Here is a 16,155-nt window from a genome sequence, read left to right as displayed (position 1 = left end):
CCCAGAACAGGAGTCGCCCGTGCCCGTCGACCCGAACATCGCCGCGATGCTGACCATGATGGAGCAGGCCGGCATGCCGCCCATGTACGAAGGCACCCCCGAGGCCGGGCGGGCGCTGTACCTGGCGCTCACCCACGGCGCCCGCACCCCGGAGCAGCTGGTGCCCGTGGGGAGCACCGAGGACCGCACCGTCCCCGGCGCCGAGGGCGACCTGGGGGCCCGCGTCTACCGCCCGGGGGGCGAGGGGCCCTTCCCGACGGTGATCTTCTTCCACGGCGGCGGGTGGGTGATCGGAGACCTCGACACCCACGACAACATGGCCCGCAACGTGTGCCGGGGGAGCGGCGCCGTGGTGGTCGCCGTCGACTACCGGCTGGCCCCGGAGCACCCGTTCCCGGCCGCGGCGGACGACGCGGTGGCCGCCGCGCGCTGGATCGCGGCGCACCTCGACGAGTTCGGTGGCGACCAGCGGCTGGGCGTCGCCGGGGACAGCGCCGGTGGCAACCTCGCCGCCGTCGTGGCGCAGGTGCTGCACGCCGACGGCACACCGCTGGCGGCGCAGTTCCTGATCTACCCGGCGGTGGACGCCGAGGGCGAGTACCCGTCCCGCATCGAGAACGCCAAGGGGTACTTCCTCGAGAAGGACACCATGGACTGGTTCTACGGCCACTACGCCGGCGCGTGGGACGACGCGCAGGATCCGCGGCTGTCGCCGCTGCACGGCGCCGAGCTCTCGGGCCTGCCCCCGGCGGTGGTCGTCACGGCGGAGTACGACCCGCTGCGGGACGAGGGCGAGGCCTACGGCGAGGCGTTGCGCGCCGCGGGCGTTCCCGCCGACGTGCGGCGCTACGACGGCATGATCCACGGCTTCTTCGACATGGGCACGATCTCGCCGGCCGCGCAGACGGCGATCGACGAGACCAGCGCCCGCTTCGGGGAGCTCCTGCGCAGCTGAGCCGGCCGGCCGCGCGCGGGGCCAGTGCCCCTGGCCCCGCCCGCGCCCCGTCGCTCACCCGGCGGGGAAGAAGGCGCGCAGTCCGAGACGGGTCGGGCGCTGGAACGGCCGCCAGGCGCCGCGGGGCTGGGCCAGCCGGTCGGCGACCACCCACAGCACGGCCGGGTCCAGCCCCATGCCCAGGTGGCTGGCGTGCACGGCGACGTTCTCGCTGATCGGCCCCTCCTGCTGCAGGCAGGTGCGCCAGTCGACGACGCCGTCCCAGCGCGAGTACACCGAGGTGCTCGGCACCGGCAGCCCCGGGGCGGGACGCACGTCCCGCACCGCACGCAGGCGCCGGTACTCCTGGTACATGCCGGCGCCCACGGCGGCGCGGCGCGGCCGGGACGGCACGCCGGCGACCGGGGAGCCGAGCGAGACCACCTGCCGCACCAGCTGCGGGGATCGCTCGGCCAACCGACGGGCGAAGATGCCACCGAGGCTCTGGCCGACGATGCTCACCGGGCCGCCGTGCTCGTCGGCGAGCCGCTGCACCAGCGCCCGGACGCCGTCCACCACCTCCGGCCGGGGCCCGTGGTTGCGGCCGAGGTCCCAGCCGACCACGGGGTGACCCAGCCGGCCGATCCAGCGGCGCAGCCTCCGGGTGGAGGCGTCGGAGGCCAGCCAGCCCGGCAGGACGACGACCGGGTGCGGCTCGCCGCGCGGGGCGAACCGGAGCAGCGGGGACCCGGCCGCGAGCGCGCCGGCGCTGACCAGTGCGCGGGCCGGCTCGGTGAGGGCCAGCAGGTCGTCGGTGCGGGTGCCCCGAGGGCGCCCGGACGGGGTGCTCACCGGAGGTGCATGCCCGGCCGGAGGCGGGATCAGTCGCTCGGCGGCAGCACGCGCGGGACGAACACCTCGTCGATCGGCCGGGGGCCGACGTACTGGCGGCAGGTGCACGGCACCCAGCTGTGACCGGACCAGCGACCGCGCTTGTCGTAGGTGTCGCGCCGCAGCTCGGCGTAGCAGGTGTTGCTCTCGGTGTCGTGCTGGCTCAGCGTGTGCCCGCAGCCGCAGAGCGGGGTCATCGGTGCGGGCGGGGCGCTCCGCCGCCCCCGGCCCAGTCGCCCGGCGACGAAGCCGGCGCCGAGCAGCGCCGCGCCCACCAGCAGGCTGATCGGATCCATCTACGTGCACCTCCTGCGCGAGACATCGACGGTAACGCGCGAACGCCGTCCCCCGGCGGGGTGACCGCCGGTGACGGCGGCGCCGGCGGGTCGGTCGCGCAGCGTGGTGGCGACGGCGGTCGGCGGGGAGCCGCTTTCGCCCGATCGTGGTGATTGACCGGCCGTGACGTGGGGCACTGGTTGCAGGTGAGCACGTACGCCGTGGGTTTCGCCCGTCCCGACCGCTGGTCCGGCGGGCCGCGCACCGAACCGAGCTACCCGTGGCACGCCGTGGAGGCCCACCGCCCGCCGGCCGAGCTCGACGGCGAGGTGGAGCTGGCCGTCTGCGGGGCCATCGTCCAGGTCTGGGGCACGCAGAAGTGGCAGCGCGTCGGCGTGGGCCGCACCGGCTGCCCGGAGTGCGCGCGCCTCACCGCCGTCGACAGCCGGCTGACCACCGCCCGCTGACCCCGGGCCCCCTGGTCGGCCGGCCGGAGCCGGCCGACCGGCTCAGCGCTGCTCGGGCTTCCGGCCGCTGATCGCCGACAGCCCGGTGATCGCCCGGCCGACGATCAGCGCCTGCACCGAGTCGGTGCCCTCGAAGGTGAAGATCGCCTCCATGTCGGCGTGGTGACGGGCGACGTGGTGGTCGAGCAGGATCCCGTCACCGCCGAGGATGTCCCGCGCGTCGGCGACGATCGCCCGGGCCTTGGCCGCGTGGTTCATCTTCGCCAGCGACGCCATGGCGGCCGTCATCCGGCCGGCGTCGGCGAGCTTCGACAGCCGCCAGCACATCAGCTGCATCGACGTGATCTCGGCCAGCATGCGGGCGAGCTTGTCCTGCACCAGCTGGAAGCCGGCGATGGGCTGCCCGAACTGCTCGCGCTGCAGGGCGTGGGCGAGGGCCAGCTCGTAGGACGCCGTCGCCAGGCCGAGCGCCCGCCAGGCGACCGTGTAGCGGGTCCGGTCGAGCATCGAGGAGACGTCCTTGAACGAGTGGCAGTTGGCCAGCTTGTTCTCGACCGGAACCCGGACGTCGGTGAGGGTGATCTCGGCCTGCCACACCGCGCGCAGCGCTGTCTTGCCGGTCATCACCGTCGCCTCGTAGCCCGGCGTGCCCTTCTCGACGACGTAACCGCCGACCTTCCCGTCCTCGCCGCGTGCCCAGATGATCACGTAGTCGGCGATCGTGCCGTTGCCGATCCACTTCTTCTGCCCGTTGAGCACGAAGGCGTCACCGTCACGGCGGGCCGAGGTCTCCAGGCCCACGGCGTCGGAGCCGTGCTTGGGCTCGGTCAGGCCGAACGCCCCGATCTTCTCGAGGCGCACCATCTCGGGCAGCCAGCGCTCGCGCTGCTCCTCGTCGCCGAGGACGGCGATCGACTGCATCGCCAGGAAGCTGTGCACGCCGTTGAAGGTGCCGATGCTGCCGTCGGCGCGCGCCAGCTCCGCGGCGACCAGGCCCGCGGCGACGTTGCTCATGCCGGGGCAGCCGTAGCCCTCGATGGTGCCGCCGACGACGCCGAGCCCGGCGAGCTTCTGCGCCATCTCGAAGGGGAACTCCGCGCGTTCCCAGTAGTCGTTGATGTGCGGGGTGACCTCTGCGTCGCAGAAGGCCCGGACCCGGTCGCGGATCTCGATCTCCTCCGGCTCGAGGAGGTCATCGATGGCGTAGAAGTCAGGGCTGTCGACGGTCACGGTCCCGAACGTACGACGAACAGGTGCATGCTGCCCGTCGTCCGGTGCGTCGCCGGGGCGGCGCGGCTGCTGATCGCGCTGGTCGCGGCGCGTGGTCGGTGCGGCACTGCCCGGGGCGCGCCGCGGTAGCTTGCGTCGTCCCGGTCCCTGCCCCTGGAGCTCCGTTGCCGTTCATCCTCCACCGCTTCACGCGGTTCGTCCGGCTGCGCCTGACCGGCTGGCGGCTGCCGCTGGCGGTCGCGGTGTTCGTCTTCCTCTCCAGCTGGCTGGCGATGGCGCTGGTCGAGCCCGTGGGCAGCGACATCACCGCGCCGGGCACCTACTGGTGGTACTTCCTCGTCACCGCCGCGACCGTGGGCTACGGCGACGTCTTCCCCAGCTCCGTCGTCGGCCGGGTCATCGGCGCCTACGTGATCGTGGGCGGCATCGTCACCCTGACCCTGTTGTTCACCCGGCTGTCCGAGGCCCTGCAGTCGTTGCGGGGCCGCCGTCTGAGAGGTGTGGTTCCCCTGGACCTGTCCGACCACGTGGTGCTGCTGGGCTACTGGCCCGGGCGCACCGAGCGGATCGTCGCCGAGCTGACCGCCGAGGGGCGGACCCAGGTCGCGCTGTGCGCCTGGGAGGACGTCATGGAGAACCCCATGCCCGACCAGCCGGCGGTGCACTTCGTCCGCGGCGACCTCACCCACGAGGACGTCATGCATCGGGCGTGCGTGCCGCGGGCCCGGACGGTGGTCGTCGACGTGCGGGATGACAACGAGACGCTCGCCGTCGTGGTGGCCGCCGAGCACGCCCACCCCGGGGGCCACCTCGTCGCGGCGCTGCGCGACCTCGAGCGGCGAGACACGCTGCGCTACGTCAGCGCCGGCGTGCAGGGCGTCCAGTGGCACATGCCGTCCCTGCTCACCGAGGAGGCCAACGACCCTGGCATCACCCAGGTCTACAGCGAGCTGATGACCCACGGCGGGCGGAACACCTACTCGCTGACGGTGCCGGCCGGCTTCCCGCACGCGACGTTCGGCGAGTGCCAGCGGCACTTCGGCGAGGCCTTCGGGGCGACCGTGCTGGCGGTGCGCGGCCCCGACGGGCTCGCGGTGAGCCCGCCCTGGGACACCCCGCTCGCGGTGGGGACGACGCTGTACTACGTCGCGGCCGGCCGCATCCCGGCCCGGCAGCTGACCGCCGTCCGGCGCACCTAGGAGGGGTGGCCCTCGACGTCGCCCTCGTCGCCCTGCGGGGCCTCGCGGGGCGCGCTCTGCTCCTCCAGGGATGCCGCCATCTCGGGCGACTCCTGCTCCAGGGCGATGTCGCGGGGCTGCGGCGTCTCGTGCTCCGTCGTCATGCCCCCACCCTGCCGCAGTGCGGCGCCCGCCGCCCCCCGGTCGTCACTCGTCTCCGGGGGCCAGCCACCCCGGGCGGTAGAGCACGGTCCCCGACAGCCCGGGCACGTCCAGCACCACCGTGCCGGTGAGCTCCTGGGTCGGTCCGAGCGGAGCCGCCGGGAAGGGCGCCGCGCCGGTGTCGCACACCCCGGCCGGGGAGCCGCCGGCGACGACCGTGCCGTCGTCCCCGACCAGGCGGAAGTCCCCGGCCGCCACGCTGCGCTCGCTCCCCAACGCGGAGAGGTCGGCGCCGGTGGTCACCGTGATCCGGACCGCGACCAGCGACCCGTTGCTGGGGACGACGGCGGCGTCGGCGCAGCTCACGCCGGGCAGCACCTCCTCCACCGTGACGGTGAGGACCAGGTCGCTCGTCGCGGGATCCCGCACCTCCAGCGGCGCACCGGGCACGAGGACCACGGCCGGCTCGGGGGTCTCGGTGGGTGGTGGCTCGGGGGTCTCGGTGGGTGGTGGCTCGGGGGCCTCGGTGGGCTGCGGTTCCGTGGGTGGTGGCTCGGGCGTCTCGGTGGGTGGTGGCTCGGTGGACGGCGGTGCGGGGGGCTCGGTGGGCGGCTCGCCGGGTGGCGGCACCGCCGGCGATGCCGGGGTGGTCAGGGGTGCCGGGGCGGGCAGCGGTGGCGAGGACGCCGGGTCCGGGGACGCGGACGGAGCTGATGTGGGGCCGGGGGAGGGTGTGGCCTCGACGGCGGCGGGGACCGGGTCGCCGGCGGGTTCCTCGTCGAGCGGCTCGCCCGGGTCGTCGTGGGATCGCTCCGGCGTCTGGGTCGGCGACGGCGACGGAGACGGCGGCGCGGGCCGCCCTCCCGCGTCCCCGGGGTCCGGCGGTACGGGGCGGGGAACGCCGGCGGTGGGAGCACCGGGCAGGAACCAGTCCTCGTCGCCGGGTGGGAGAGCGCCGATGGTCGGGATCACCAGCGGCCCCATGCCGCTGCCTCCCTCAGGGGGGAGCAGCCAGATCCGCGTCTCCGCCCGGTCGTCCGCCGCCACCTGCAGGCCGGCGGACCCGGCCGCGGGCAGGCCGGCCCCGCTCAGCGCGACCAGCGCGGCGGACCCGAGCCCGCCCGTCACCACGCCCAGGGCACGCAACCGGCGGAGGGCCGCCGCCTCCGCGGCGCGGCGGGTCGATGGCGAGGTCGGAGCCGTCGCCCGCCTCGGCACGAAGCGCCCGCGTGCCGGCGCCGCGTGCCGGACGGCCGAGGGATCCCGGGGGACCGGCGAAGGCCGCCGCACCCCGGGGGCGCCCGAGGTGGGTGCCGCGGCATCCACCCCCGGGACCGGGACATCCCCGGCGGGGGGCTGGGGCGGGGTGGTCATCGTCATCACCGCCAGGATCGACGAGCCGGGGGAACGGCCGGGAAGGAGCAGCTGGACGCTAGCCGTCCGGTGGGCGATCCGGGAGGGCTTCCGAAACGGCACCGCCCTCGTTTCTCGGAGGCGTCACCGACCCCGCAGTTCCCGGCGCAGGATCTTGCCGGTCACCGTCTTGGGCAGCTCGTCGACCAGCTCCACGCTGCGCGGGTACTTGTAGGCGGCCATGCGCTCCTTGCAGTGCGCGATCAGCTCCTCCGACGTCGTGCTCGCCCCTGGCTTGAGGCTGACGAACGCCTTCACGGTCTCGCCGCGCTTCTCGTCGGGCACGCCGACCACCGCCGACTCGCGGACGGCGGGGTGCTCGGCCAGCACGTCCTCGACCTCCCGCGGCCACACCTTGTAGCCCGAGGCGTTGATCATGTCCTTCTTGCGGTCGACGATGAACACCCAGCCCTCGTCGTTCATGAAGCCGACGTCGCCGCTCTTGAGCGCACCGCCGGGCAGGCCGGCCGCCGTCTCCTCCGGCTTGCCCCAGTAGCCGGCCACGACCTGCGGCCCCTCGGCGACGATCTCGCCGATCTCGCCCAGGGGCAGGTCGCGGCCGTCGTCGTCCTGGATGCGCACCACCGTGTTCGGAGCGGGGACACCGACCGACAGCGCACCCGAGACCGGGTCCACCGGCGACGGCGACCCGAACGGCGTCACCGTCATCGGCGAGGTCGTCTCGGTCAGGCCGTAGGCGTTGTGCACCTGCTTACCGGTGGCGGCCAGGAAGTTCTGCTCGGCGGTCGGCGAGATGGCCGCACCGCCGGAGTAGATCGAGGTGAACGAGTCGAAGTGGTCACGCGTGAACCCCGGGGCGTTGAGCAGTGCGCTGAACGCGGTGATCGCCCCGATGGTGAACGCCGGGCGGTGCTCGGCGAAGGCGTCGAGCACGACCTGGGGCTCGAACCGGTAGGCCAGCACCAGCGGCGCCGGCACCAACAGGCTGACCGCGATGTGCCCGATCAGCCCGGTGATGTGGAACAGCGGGGCGACGCCGAAGATCGCGCCGTCCCGGCCGGCGTGCACCCAGTCGCGGTAGACCTGTGCCGTGAAGACCACGTTCCGGTGGGTGTTCATCGCGCCCTTGGGCACGCCGGTGGTCCCCGAGGTGTAGGTCAGGAACGCCACGTCGTCGGAGCGCAGGCCGACCGGCGGTGGCACCCGGCCGCGGTGGACGGCGACGAACTCGGCGAAGTCCGTCGTCCCCTCGTGCCGCTGCCGGCTGATGCCGGCGAAGAGCCGCTCGTCGTCCCGCGTCTGGAACTCCAGTTCGCTCGTGGTGAGGACGAGGCGGACGTCGGTGTCCGGCACGACCTCGCGCGCGACCTCGTCGTAGAGCGTCTCCAGGGCCAGCAGCACCGTGGCCCCGGAGTCCGCGAGCAGGTAGGAGAGCTCGCGGGCCCGGCTCATCGGGTTGATCGACACCATGATCCCGCCGGCCTTCCAGGCGGCGACCATGGCGATCACGAACTGCGGCACGTTCTGCAGGTAGACCGCCAGCCGGTCGCCCGGCCCGAACCCGCGCTCGAGCAGGCCGACGGCGAGCGCGTCGCTGAGCTCGTCGAGCTCCCGGCGGGTGATCGTCCCGTCGAAGTACCGCAGCGCGACGCCCAGCGGGTCCCGCTCGACCCCGGCCCGGAACATGTCCAGGGCGGTGTCGTACTCGATCGGGTAGTCGGCCGGCTGGTCGCCGTAGAGCGCCAGCCAGGGCCGGTCGTCGTAGCCGGTCACGACCGCGGCCTCACTTGATGACGACGGGGTTGACGGGGGTGCCGGCCGCCTTCGCGACCTTCAGCGGGGCGGCGACGTACAGGAACGCGTACTGCCCGTCCTCGGCGCAGTCGGCGGCCAGCTTCTCGAGGTCGGCGATCTCGGTGAGGGTGACCCCGAGGTTGCGCATCAGCGCGTTGTGCAGCACCAGGGCGACGCCGTTGTTGGGGTCGAAGGTGACCTCGTTGGCGATCGTGTCGGTGACCAGGTTGGGGATCTCCATGTCCTGGAACCACCGCACCAGCTCGGGGGAGTAGACCAGCCCCGGCTCGTTGAAGCCCTCGTAGAAGGCCTCGCCCTGCTCGTGGAAGAGCTGCAGGAAGTTGGTGCGGATGACGAGGATGTCGCGCTTCTGGATGGGCGTGCCCTGCGCCTCGGCGCAGGCGACGAGGTCCTCGTGGGTGAAGGTCTCGCCCTTGTCGAGGGTGGGCTTGCCGCGGAAGCGCGCCATGTCCAGGAGCACGGCACGGCCGACGACGCCGCGCTCGGCGATCGGCGCGACGCTGGCCTTCTCCAGCCCGCCGACCGTGGTCCGGGCGTCGTAGCCGTTGTAGATCTTCCCGTCGTACCAGAGGTGGCCGAGGGCGTCGTACTGGGTGGAGCCCTGGAGGTAGGCGTCGATCTTGTCGTCGGCGTAGTGCAGGCCGCCGGGGTACTGGGCGCCCTTGCCCCCCTCGTCCCAGTCGCTCTCGTCCAGCACCTGGGTGCGCACGGCGGGGGTGCGGCCGGGCCACACCGGGTCGCCCTTGGGGTCACCGATGAGGCGCTGCAGCGTGAAGACCTTGCCCGAGCGCACGAGCTTGACCGCGGCGAGCACCTGCTCGGGACCGAGGTAGTTCAGCGCGCCGACCTCGTCGTCGGGCCCCCACTTGCCCCAGTTGGTGGGCGCGTCCTTGAGGAGCTCACCGAGGTAGGGCGCGGTCGCGGGGGTGTCGGTCACAGAGGCCTCCGGGCTGGTCGAGGGGCCCGTCCGTCGACGGGCGGGGCGGTGACCTGGACTATTCGCCGCTGTGGTGCCGACCACAACCGGCGTGCAACATTCGGTGCAACCGACGCCGACCGAGCCGCAGGGAGCCCCCTTGACCACCAGCACCGTGCCCGGCAACCCCGAGTCCGTCTTCACCTACGGGGCCCCGCAGCTGAAGTTCGGCAACGGCGCCTCCGACGAGATCGGCTTCGACCTCAGCCGGTACGGCGTGCGGCGGGTCCTCGTCGTGACCGACCCGGGGGTCGCGGCCACCGGGCACCCGCAGCGGGTGGCCGACCAGATGGCGCAGTTCGGCATCGAGGCGCGGGTGTTCGACGGCGTCCACGTCGAGCCGACCGACCAGAGCCTGGTCGCTGCCATCGACGAGGCCCGGTCGTCGGGTCCCTGGGACGCGTTCGTCGCCGTCGGTGGCGGGTCGAGCATCGACACGGCCAAGGCGATCAACCTGCTCACCACCAACCCCGGTGAGCTGATGGACTACGTCAACGTCCCGGTCGGCAAGGGGCAGGCGCCGTCGGAGCCGCTCAAGCCGCTGGTCGCCGTCCCGACGACGACGGGCACCGGGTCGGAGAGCACGACGATCTGCGTGATGGATGTGATCTCGGCCCGGGTGAAGACCGGCATCAGCCACGCCCGGCTGCGCCCCACCCTGGCCGTCATCGACCCCGACCTCACCCGCAGCCAGCCCTCCGGCGTGACCGCGGCGTCGGGCATGGACATCCTCTGCCACGCGCTGGAGAGCTACACCGCCCGCTGGTACACCACCTACGAGCACAAGTCCCCCGAGGAGCGGGTGCCCTACTGCGGCTCCAACCCGATCTCGGACATGTGGTCGGAGAAGGCGCTCACCCTGCTCGCCGGGTCCTTCCGCACCGCCGTCCGCAACGGGGACGACGTCCAGGCGCGGTCGGACATGGCGATCGCGGCCACCTTCGCCGGCATGGGCTTCGGCAACGCCGGCGTGCACATCCCGCACGCCAATGCCTATCCCATCGCCGGGCAGGTGAAGGACTTCCACCCCAAGGACTACCCGGGCGACGAGGCGATGGTCCCGCACGGGATGTCGGTCGCCCTCACCGCGCCGGAGGCCTTCCGGTTCACCTTCGAGGCGTCCCCGGAGCGGCACGTCCGGGCGGCCGAGCTGCTGGCGCCGGGTGCCGACCGCCCCGCGGACCTGGCGGAGTTCCTGCCCACCGTGCTCGCCGACCTGATGCGCGACATCGACATCCCCAACGGGGTGGGTGCCGTCGGCTTCGGCGAGTCGGACATCCCCGACCTCGTCGACGGCGCGATGAAGCAGCAGCGGCTGCTGGCCACCTGCCCGCGCGCCGTCACCGAGGACGACCTCGCCGGCATCTTCCGGCGGTCGCTCTCGCTGTGGTGAGGCCCCTCAGCGAGGGGGGACGACGGTCTTGGTGACCTGACCGGTCGCCACGAGGACGCCGTCCACGGTGGCCTCCGCCCGCATGAACGCGACCGCCCGGCCGCGGCGCAGCACGGTCGCCGTCACCTCCACGGTGGAGTCGGCGGCCACCGGTCGCAGCAGCGAGGCGGAGACGTCGTGGGTGACCGCGTGCTCGCCGTCGCCGAGGGAGGGCAGCAGCGCCAGGAACGAGGCGACGTCGAGGAGGGCGTAGACGACGCCGCCGTGCAGCAGCCCCGCCGGGTTCTGCGCGGCGGGGCCCACCGGGAAGCGGATGCCGGCCGCCGGGTTCCCGGCGTCGCGCAGCTCCACCCCGAGGAACCGGTGGAGCGGGATGTCCAGGACGGCCTGCACGTGGGCGTCGGTAACGGGTTCGCCGGTCACCCGGTCAGCATCCATCAACAGCCCCGGTGGCTTCCCACAGGCCCGACCGGAGCCCGTCGCGGGGTGCGCCCGCGCTCCTAGCCTCCGCCTCGACGTCTCCGCCTCGATCGCGGGACCAGGGGAGGAGCGGCGGTGATCCGGTACGGGGACCCCGAGGCGCTCGACGCGCTGGCGGCCGAGCTCGTGCGGCGTGCGCGGGAGGTGCGGGAAGCGGGGGAGGAGCACCGGCGCGACGGCCGGCGGGCCCAGTGGGTGTCCGACGCCGCCACGGCGTACCGGCGCCAGCAGGCGCGGGACTGCGCGGACGTCGACGCCGCGGCCGAGGCGATCGAGCGGGCCGCGGAGCTGCTGCGCCGGCACGCCGACGAGGTGCGCGCCCGGCTCGCCGCGATCGCCCGGGCGGAGCGGGCGGTCCGGTCGTGGCTGGCCGAGCGGGCCGCCCGCGGGGAGAACGCGCTCGAGCAGGTGGGTGAGGTTCTGGGCGAACTCCCCGAGGCGGGTGCCGACGCCTGGCGCGCGGTGCCGGCCCGGCTGAGCGGCGCGGGCCTGTGGTGACCGCCCCCGAGCTCTCGGTCAGCGGCGGGGCCGGCGGCGTCGAGGCGGAGCTCGCCGACCTCGTCACCCTGGGACGGAGCAGCGCGGGCCTGGCCGAACTGCTCGCCCGCACCAGCGCGGCGTGCCACCTGGTGCTCGCCGACCCCGACCTGCTGGCCTCCGCGCTCCTGGACCCTGCGGGCGTGGCGCGGGTGGGTGCCGCCCTGCTGGAGGCGCTGGACGGTCCGCGCGGACTGACCGCGCTCGCGGTGCGGTTCGCGGCGCGGGCCGTCGCGCTGGAGGACGCGGCCGCGGCCTACGAGGCGGCCGACCGCGCGCTCGCCGAGCTGGCCGACGACCTGGAGTGGGCGGCCGGCTGCCTCTGGCCGGTCACGACGGCGGCCCTCGTCCTGGGCACTGCCGGGCGGGCCGTCAGCGACCCGACCGGCGCGGCCGCCGACGTCACCGCGCTGCTCGCCGACCCCGAGCGCTGGCTGACCGACCGCCCGGGGCTGGTCGACGACGCGATGGGCGCGCTGCCCGGTGCGGCCACCATGGCCGGCGGTCTCGCGGTCGGCCCCACCGGCCGCTGGCTCGGCGGTGAGGACGTCGGCGCCGCGGCCCGCCGGCTCGGACGGCTCTGGCCCGACGGGGCCCCGGTGGTCACGCGGCTGCCCGACGACGTCAGCGGTCCCGCGACCGCGCCACCCCGCGGGATCGACGACCTGCTGGGCGCGCTCGAGGTCCGGGCACGGAAGTCCGGCCCGGCGCGCGACACGATCGCCGTCCGGGTGCTCACCCGCGCCGACGGTGGCACCGCCTACGTCGTCGACATCCCCGGCACCGGCGTCTGGAACGCGCCGTCGGGCACGGTCCACCCGCGGACCCACGACCTCGGGACCAGTCTCCGGGTGCTCGGCGGTGACACGACGACTCGCCAGGCGGGGATCGCCGAGGCGCTCCACCGGGCCGGTGCGGAGCCGTCGGACCCCGTGCTGCTGGTCGGGCACAGCCAGGGCGGGATGGTGGCCGCGCAGGCGGCCGCGGACGCCGGCGGCCCGGGCTTCGGGTTCGACGTGCGCGCCGTGGTCACCGTCGGGGCACCCGTCGCCCGCGTCGACGTCCCGCCGGAGGTGCAGCTCCTCGCGCTGGAGAACCGCCACGACCTCGTCCCGCAGCTGGACAGCCGCGCCAACGACGACAGCCCGAACGTCACCACCGTGACCTTCGCGGCGCAGCACGGCAGCGTCGCGGACAACCACGCCATCGGGGCCGCGTACCGGCCCGCCGCCCGGGCGGTCGATGCCGGGGAGGACCCGTCGCTGGCCGCGTTCCGCGCCGCCGCCGCGCCCTTCCTGGTGCCGCCCGGCGAGCCGGCGTCGGTCGTCGCGCACGTCTACGAGATCGGCCGGAGGTGACGTGGCCGCGCTGGCTAGTCTGCCGTGGTGCAGGGGGCGGCGGTGGTGCTGCCGGAGTTCTCCCTCATCGTCCTGGGGCTGGTGCTGCGCCGCTGGGCCTGGCGGTCCCCGGGATTCTGGGCGGAGCTCGAGCGCCTCGTGTACTTCGTGCTGTTCCCGGCCCTGCTGCTCCGCACCACGCTCGCCGCCGACGTCGCCGCGGCCGGTACGGGGGTGGCCCTGCTGGCGGCGGTGGGGGCGATCGCGGCGGGCGCGCTGCTCGGCGCGCTCGTGCGGTGGTTCCCGGGCATCGACCGGGTGACCGCGGCCTCGGGGTGGCAGACGGCGTTCCGCTTCAACTCCTTCCTGGCGCTGGCCCTCGTCGACGACCGCGGGCCGGCCGCGCTCGCGCTGATGGGCGTCCTGCTGGGCGTCACCGTGCCCGCGGTCAACGTCCTCGCGGTGCTGGCGCTCGCGGGAGGCACCACTGCGGCGAGCGGACGCGGCGCCGTTCTCGGCGTGCTCGGGGCCGTCGTCCGCAACCCGCTGATCGTGGCGACCGTCGCCGGGCTCGCCGGCAACGCCGCCGGCCTGGTGCTGCCGGAACCGGTCGACGCCACGCTCGGCCGGATCGCCGCCGCGGCCGTGCCCATGGGGCTGCTGACGGTGGGTGCGGCGCTGCGGATCGGCGAGCTGGCCCGCCGGGAGTGGGCGCTCTCCGGCTACCTGACGGCGGTCAAGCTGCTCGCGGTGCCCGCGGCGGCGCTGGCCCTCGTGGCGCTCCTGGGCATCGAGGGCGACCAGCGCGCCGTCGTCCTCGCGTTCGCCGTCGTGCCGCCTGCCACGGCGTCCTACGTGCTGACGGCCCGCATGGGCGGCAACGGCGGGTTCGTCTCCGCGCACATCTCCCTGGCGACGACGGCCGCGCTCGGGACCGTGCCGCTGTGGTTGCTGGTCGCGGGCTGAGGAGGAGGCGTGCGGTCCGCTAGCGTCCTGAGGCATGTCGCGGCGGCGCACGATCGCGATCACCGGCGGGATCGTCGGGCTCGCCCTGGTCCTGTCGGTCCTGATCCCGGGCAGCCCGACGCGGGTCGTCGCCCGGGGCGCCGTGCACGCGCAGTGCGTCACGTGGGTGGGCGACGAGGGGAGCCGGTCGCTGGCGGTGTACGGGGACTCGATCAGCCGCGCGGACAGCGAGCCCCGGTTCGGCTTCCACGGCGGCCGCTCCTGGTACTCCCACCTCGTCTGCTCCGACGAGTTCACCGACGGCGCGAACGCGGCCGTGGCCGGGGAGACGGCGGCGGAGGTGCTGGGGCGTCTGGAGGCCGACGCGCCCCGGGTCGATGTCCTGGTCATCCAGGCCGGCACGAACGACCTCCGCCTCGGGGTGCCGACGAGGGAGACGGTGGCGAACCTGCGCCGGGCGGTCCGGCTGGGGCAGGAGGCCGCGGGCACGGTGCTGCTGGCGACGGTGCAGCCGTGGACGGACACGGACGCCACGGCCCTGAACGCCGCGGTCCGCCGGCTGGCGGACAGGACGGGCGTCGAGCTGGTGGACTTCGCCGGCGTGCTGGGTGACCGCGACCTGACCCGGGACGGGGTCCATCCGACGGAGGCGGGGGCCCGCGCCCTGGCCGACCTGGTGGCGGAGGCCGTGACCTAGACGCCGACCGCAGGGGCCGCGCGCTGCCCGCAGTCCGGAGAGCTCCGGACTGCGGGCAGCGACCCCATGACGGTCGGGCCTGCTCGCCGGACCCGGCGAGCCGAGCAGGTCAGTCCATCGCGTTCAGTGACGCGACGGACTCGCGCGTCGGGCCGAAGCCGATCGGGGAGTGCTGGAGGTAGTGCGTCCGGTAGGTCCCGGCCGCCGAGTAGATGCCCTGCTTGATGTAGACGGACTGCCCCTCGTACAGGTTGGCGACCCGCTCGGACAGGACCTTCTCGCCCTGGTGCCAGACCTCGATGAGGCCCTTCGCCGGGTCGGGGGACCAGATGAACCGGACGGTGTGGTCGTTCCAGGCGCCCTTGTCGATCGTGCCGAGGTTGAAGGTCCGGACGTACTGCGCGTCGCCGGCGGTCCTGCCGCCCGTGCCACCCCGGACGTCGACCATGAGGTTCTCGTTCACGTCCGACCAGAAGTGCACGTTGGGGTTGCCGGAGTTCACCGTCTGGTGCCACTGCGTGTAGATCAGGAACTGGCCGCGCTCGTCCCAGTCGAAGTCGGCCGGGAAGAACGTGGACCAGGCCCACCACTGCTCGTCGCCGGGCCGGACGTCGCCGGAGGCGGCGATCGAGTCGCGGACCTCGGAGCGGAGGGTGCCGTGCGTGCCGTTCCAGCCGGTGTCGCCGCGCTGCACGGTGAAGAAGGCGGTGCGCTCCGAGCCGGGGTACGGGTTGGCCGTGGTGGTGCCGTACTGGTCCGACCGGAGGGCGTGGATCTCGGGCCAGGGGCCGGGGACCAGCGTCGTGGCGTCGTAGCCCCAGACCCGCGTGGGCTGGACGGCGGGCAGCTCGGACTCGGGCTCGGGCTCGGGGTCGGTCGCGGGCGGGGGCGTCGTGGTCGTCGGCGTCGTGGTCGTCGGGGGCGTGGTGGGCTCCGTGGACGGCGCCGGCGGCTCGGTGGTGGTGGGCTCGGGCGGGGGCGTCGTGGTGACCGGGGCCGCCTCGGCCGGGGTGGTCGGCTCGGCCGGCTGGCCGCCGGGGTAGATGTGCACCGGCTCCGTCCGCTCACCCTGCACCTTGGCGTGGTCCCGCGGCACGACCACGAAGGCGTACCGCGGGGTGGACAGCGGCAGCCGGGGCGACGTCCAGGCGGTGGCGCCGGTGGAGCCCACGATGCGACCGGCGGCGCCGGAGGTGACGTCGATGACGAGGTAGTCGCGGGCCCCGGGCACCCCCGTCCAGTCCAGCGAAGCCCGCTGATCGACGGCCTCGCCGGTGAGATCGGCCGGGGCGAGCAGCACGGCGGCGGCCTGCGTGTGCGATGTGACGGGCCGAGGGGCTGCCAGGACGGCGTCGGCGAGTCCGGCGCCGCCGATCAGGGTCAGGGCCGCCAGGACGGCCAGGTTGCGCTTGTTCATGGCGTCGGTCCTCAGATCAGGTCGA

17 protein-coding genes are annotated in these 16,155 nt (G+C 74.4%); 8 read left to right on the top strand and 9 right to left on the bottom strand.

The features are described 5' to 3' along the window. The first annotated feature begins 19 nt into the window (after positions 1 to 19). Positions 20 to 955 (top strand): alpha/beta hydrolase, encoded by a 936-nt coding sequence (locus ACI799_RS10250; protein WP_456613010.1) that lies wholly within the window; start codon positions 20 to 22, stop codon positions 953 to 955. A gap of 54 nt (positions 956 to 1,009) precedes the next feature. Here the strand turns inward: ACI799_RS10250 and ACI799_RS10245 are convergent, their stop codons facing one another. Continuing rightward, positions 1,010 to 1,786, bottom strand: a complete 777-nt coding sequence (locus tag ACI799_RS10245) for an esterase/lipase family protein (protein WP_456613009.1) — start codon at positions 1,784 to 1,786, stop codon at positions 1,010 to 1,012. Positions 1,787 to 1,815: 29 nt separating this feature from the next. After that, entirely contained in the window at positions 1,816 to 2,121 is a 306-nt protein-coding gene (locus ACI799_RS10240) for a hypothetical protein (RefSeq protein ID WP_456588962.1), read from the bottom strand. A 186-nt stretch (positions 2,122 to 2,307) separates the two neighbouring features. On the opposite strand from ACI799_RS10240, the gene ACI799_RS10235 reads away from it, so the two are divergent. Beyond that, the gene (locus tag ACI799_RS10235) at positions 2,308 to 2,568 is read left to right on the top strand and encodes a hypothetical protein (RefSeq protein WP_456588963.1); all 261 of its coding nucleotides are present in this window, start codon (positions 2,308 to 2,310) and stop codon (positions 2,566 to 2,568) included. A gap of 42 nt (positions 2,569 to 2,610) precedes the next feature. Here ACI799_RS10235 and ACI799_RS10230 read toward each other — a convergent pair whose 3' ends face one another. Next, complete coding sequence (locus ACI799_RS10230) at positions 2,611 to 3,798, bottom strand: acyl-CoA dehydrogenase family protein (protein WP_456588964.1); 1,188 nt, start codon at positions 3,796 to 3,798, stop codon at positions 2,611 to 2,613. A gap of 164 nt (positions 3,799 to 3,962) precedes the next feature. Between ACI799_RS10230 and ACI799_RS10225 the strand changes: the two genes are divergently transcribed. Next, on the top strand, positions 3,963 to 4,997 hold the full coding sequence (locus tag ACI799_RS10225) for an ion channel (protein WP_456613008.1): 1,035 nt from the start codon (positions 3,963 to 3,965) through the stop codon (positions 4,995 to 4,997). Here ACI799_RS10225 and ACI799_RS10220 read toward each other — a convergent pair. From ACI799_RS10220 to ACI799_RS10205, 4 genes are all read right to left on the bottom strand, one after another. Continuing rightward, complete coding sequence (locus tag ACI799_RS10220; RefSeq protein WP_456588966.1) at positions 4,994 to 5,140, bottom strand: hypothetical protein; 147 nt, start codon at positions 5,138 to 5,140, stop codon at positions 4,994 to 4,996. The genes ACI799_RS10225 and ACI799_RS10220 overlap by 4 nt on opposite strands. A gap of 43 nt (positions 5,141 to 5,183) precedes the next feature. Continuing rightward, positions 5,184 to 6,266 carry a hypothetical protein gene (locus tag ACI799_RS10215; protein WP_456613007.1) on the bottom strand — a complete coding sequence of 361 codons (1,083 nt, stop codon included), beginning with the start codon at positions 6,264 to 6,266 and terminating at the stop codon, positions 5,184 to 5,186. 369 nt (positions 6,267 to 6,635) lie between these two features. Then, positions 6,636 to 8,285: an AMP-binding protein gene (locus ACI799_RS10210; protein ID WP_456588968.1), complete on the bottom strand. Its 1,650-nt coding sequence runs from the start codon at positions 8,283 to 8,285 to the stop codon at positions 6,636 to 6,638. A 10-nt stretch (positions 8,286 to 8,295) separates the two neighbouring features. Continuing rightward, complete coding sequence (locus ACI799_RS10205; protein WP_456588969.1) at positions 8,296 to 9,264, bottom strand: cyclase family protein; 969 nt, start codon at positions 9,262 to 9,264, stop codon at positions 8,296 to 8,298. A 139-nt stretch (positions 9,265 to 9,403) separates the two neighbouring features. Between ACI799_RS10205 and ACI799_RS10200 the strand changes: the two genes are divergently transcribed. Then, positions 9,404 to 10,696, top strand: coding sequence for a hydroxyacid-oxoacid transhydrogenase (locus ACI799_RS10200; protein ID WP_456588970.1), 1,293 nt, complete (start codon positions 9,404 to 9,406; stop codon positions 10,694 to 10,696). 6 nt (positions 10,697 to 10,702) lie between these two features. Here the strand turns inward: ACI799_RS10200 and ACI799_RS10195 are convergent, their stop codons facing one another. Then, on the bottom strand, positions 10,703 to 11,119 hold the full coding sequence (locus ACI799_RS10195) for a PaaI family thioesterase (protein WP_456588971.1): 417 nt from the start codon (positions 11,117 to 11,119) through the stop codon (positions 10,703 to 10,705). A 132-nt stretch (positions 11,120 to 11,251) separates the two neighbouring features. Here ACI799_RS10195 and ACI799_RS10190 point away from each other — a divergent pair, with 132 nt between their 5' ends. The 4 genes from ACI799_RS10190 to ACI799_RS10175 are packed head-to-tail and all read left to right on the top strand — an operon-like array spanning position 11,252 to position 14,713. Continuing rightward, the gene (locus ACI799_RS10190) at positions 11,252 to 11,674 is read left to right on the top strand and encodes a hypothetical protein (protein ID WP_456588972.1); all 423 of its coding nucleotides are present in this window, start codon (positions 11,252 to 11,254) and stop codon (positions 11,672 to 11,674) included. Beyond that, positions 11,671 to 13,071, top strand: a complete 1,401-nt coding sequence (locus tag ACI799_RS10185; RefSeq protein ID WP_456613006.1) for an alpha/beta fold hydrolase — start codon at positions 11,671 to 11,673, stop codon at positions 13,069 to 13,071. The genes ACI799_RS10190 and ACI799_RS10185 overlap by 4 nt, the downstream gene beginning before the upstream one ends. A 27-nt stretch (positions 13,072 to 13,098) precedes the next feature. After that, positions 13,099 to 14,016: an AEC family transporter gene (locus ACI799_RS10180; protein ID WP_456599161.1), complete on the top strand. Its 918-nt coding sequence runs from the start codon at positions 13,099 to 13,101 to the stop codon at positions 14,014 to 14,016. 34 nt (positions 14,017 to 14,050) lie between these two features. Continuing rightward, positions 14,051 to 14,713, top strand: a complete 663-nt coding sequence (locus ACI799_RS10175; protein WP_456613005.1) for an SGNH/GDSL hydrolase family protein — start codon at positions 14,051 to 14,053, stop codon at positions 14,711 to 14,713. A 109-nt stretch (positions 14,714 to 14,822) separates the two neighbouring features. On the opposite strand, the gene ACI799_RS10170 is transcribed toward ACI799_RS10175, so the two are convergent. Further along, on the bottom strand, positions 14,823 to 16,130 hold the full coding sequence (locus ACI799_RS10170; RefSeq protein WP_456613004.1) for a heparin lyase I family protein: 1,308 nt from the start codon (positions 16,128 to 16,130) through the stop codon (positions 14,823 to 14,825). Between the last annotated feature and the right edge of the window lie 25 nt (positions 16,131 to 16,155).

The organism is Blastococcus sp. SYSU DS0753 (assembly GCF_054051175.1).
The sequence above is the reverse complement of the archived record's forward strand: the minus strand, read 5'-3'. Positions and strand labels throughout refer to the sequence as shown.

What these genes read in the sequence shown, in the direction of transcription:
- ACI799_RS10220 (WP_456588966.1), bottom strand. Translation starts at nt 5,140, where the DNA reads ATGACGACGGAGCACGAGACGCCGCAGCCCCGCGACATCGCCCTGGAG.
- ACI799_RS10240 (WP_456588962.1), bottom strand. Translation starts at nt 2,121, where the DNA reads ATGGATCCGATCAGCCTGCTGGTGGGCGCGGCGCTGCTCGGCGCCGGC.
- ACI799_RS10175 (WP_456613005.1), top strand. Translation starts at nt 14,051, where the DNA reads ATGTCGCGGCGGCGCACGATCGCGATCACCGGCGGGATCGTCGGGCTC.
- ACI799_RS10170 (WP_456613004.1), bottom strand. Translation starts at nt 16,130, where the DNA reads ATGAACAAGCGCAACCTGGCCGTCCTGGCGGCCCTGACCCTGATCGGC.